The sequence below is a fragment of the Streptomyces melanogenes genome, from assembly GCF_014649795.1.
GTDB lineage: Bacteria > Actinomycetota > Actinomycetes > Streptomycetales > Streptomycetaceae > Streptomyces > Streptomyces noboritoensis.
This window is the reverse complement of record NZ_BMTS01000071.1, coordinates 1-2,136: the sequence shown is the minus strand read 5'-3', so window position 1 is coordinate 2,136 and position 2,136 is coordinate 1. Positions and strand designations below refer to the sequence as shown.

Annotated in this window: 1 protein-coding gene and 1 pseudogene; one reads left to right on the top strand and one right to left on the bottom strand. The window is 66.6% G+C overall.

The features are described 5' to 3' along the window. Positions 1–145 precede the first annotated feature (145 nt). Positions 146–964: pseudogene (locus IE252_RS42745) on the top strand (IS5 family transposase). Positions 965–1,202: 238 nt separating this feature from the next. Here the strand turns inward: IE252_RS42745 and IE252_RS42740 are convergent. Next, positions 1,203–2,039, bottom strand: a complete 837-nt coding sequence (locus tag IE252_RS42740) for a helicase associated domain-containing protein (RefSeq protein ID WP_229849173.1) — start codon at positions 2,037–2,039, stop codon at positions 1,203–1,205. Between the last annotated feature and the right edge of the window lie 97 nt (positions 2,040–2,136).

The following is a 2,136-nucleotide window of genomic DNA, read 5'->3' as shown; positions in this document are numbered from 1 at the left end:
GTCCAGCACGTCATTGCCTGGTCGCTATGGCGCAGAAGAAGCCAGGCCCAAGCCCGGATCAGCCACTACAAACGCAGAGGACATCACGGAGTGTCGTTGCAGTATTAGACGGTGTCCTATGTGGTGATCGCTCGTTGAGGTAGGTATGGGGCGGGGTACGTGGAGTTGGATTGTTCCGGATGGTTTGTGGGAGATCGTGCGGCCGTTGATTCCGGAGGGCCGGGTGCGGCCGCAGGGTGGCGGCACACAGAATGTGCCTGATGAGACGCTGTTCGCCGCGATCGTCTATGTGCTGGTGAGCGGGTGTGCCTGGCGGTCGCTCCCACCGTGCTTCGGGGTGTCGAAGTCGACGGCTCACCGCCGGTTTCTCATCTGGTCCAGGGCGGGGGTGTGGGGGCCGGCTGCACGAAGCGGTCCTGCACCAGCTGGACGACGCGGGCTTGGTCGATGTCTCCCGAGTCGTCCTCGACTCCGCCCACGTACGCGCTAAAAAGGGGGTGAACTCACAGGTCCGAGCCCCGTGGACCGGGCAAAGCCGGGTTCCAAGATGCACGTCCTGTCGGACGCGAACGGACTGCCCCTGGTCGTCGGTGTCTCCGCCGCCAACACCCACGACTGCGAAGGGCTGAAGCCCATGGTGGCGGGTCTCCAAACGCAACACGACCCCCACCGCGGCCGCTACTTCAAACCCCAGCGTCTACACGCCGACAAAGCCTACGATGCCATCCACCTGCGGAAATGGCTGTGGGGCAAACACATCGGCGTCCGGATCGCCCGCAAAGGCATCGAGTCCAGCGAACGCCTCGGCCGCCGCAGATGGGTGATCGAAAGAACCATCTCGTGGCTTTCCGGCTACCGCAGACTCAGCCCCCGCTACGAACGCCAACCCCGCAACTACCTGGCCTTTCTCGGCCTCGCCGCCGCACTGTGCTGCTACAAACGACTCATCCGCCTCACCACATAGGACACCGTCTTAACCTGGGATACGTCGGCTTGGGCGAGCCAGTCGCCCAGGCGGGGCCGAGCCGCTCACGGCCGTTGTCCTGTCGGCCCGTGTAGCCACCCCGCATGACCGGGCCACCACCGTCGTCCTGCCGCAGGTGTCGGCGTTCACTTCCTTCTACGCCGACAGCAGGCCCCGGCAACGAAGGAACGAAAGGCCCGGGGCGGCAGAGGAACCCTGCAGGGCGCGGCCGTTCAGCTCACCAGCGCATGCCGAGTTGGTTGAGGTCGGCGCGGCGCTGCTCAGTCAGTTTCGCTGCGCGTCGCCTCGTGTTGTCGAGGAACATGCCGAGCTTGACTTCCGCGGGCTCCGCAGTGCCCGTCCGGGCATCGACGGCGCTCGGTCGCTCCAGTGGCTCCACGTGCTTTCTGGGTACGTTCAGGTGTCCTTCGCGGGCATGGAACGCCCGTGCTGCTTGCAGGTTGAGTGCCCATTTGTCGTCGCGGGTGGCCGCATTGACGGTCGGTTCGTCGGGTTCGTCCTCGGCGGGGGGTTCGAGGCCGAGGGCGCTGTGAAGGAGGTACTGCTGGGCGGGCTGGAGGCTGTCCCATGCTGTGCGTTGGGCGGTGGCCCAGCGTCCGAGGTCTTCGCCCTGGACCATGACCTGCCCCGCCGTCGTGGGGAGGGTGCCGCCGGTCTGGAGGTGAAGCTGGGTGAGGCGGAAGGCCCGCTGCCAGCCGACCGACCACACGGGGCACCAGCCGGGGTCGATCTCCTCCAGCGCTCTCCAGCGCTCCGCGGTCATGGGCCCGGCCAGCCACACGCTCTGCCCCTCCGCCCCGCGCGCGAGGTTGTCCAGGCACTGACGTCCTACCGCCCGTATGTTCTTCGCCCACGTCCCGATCGGATGCCCATTCCACACTGCGGTCGCTGGCGACAGGAAGTGCCCGGGGAACCGCGCCCAGGCGCGCGCCACGGTGAGGCCTTCTTCGAAGGCGAGGTCTTGGTGGTTCCACCGTTCCCAGCGCGTCCAGCTGTGGCGTTCCCGCGCGGTGTCCGCCCGCCGCTTGCTGTCCAGCGGCGGGCGGACTGTCAACGCTCCCTCAAAACTGACCCCCTACGGATCTCGGAAAATTAACCCCCCGAGGTCGGTTCAGCCCTGATTTGCGCGGTTCTCCTTGGCGAGGAGTTCG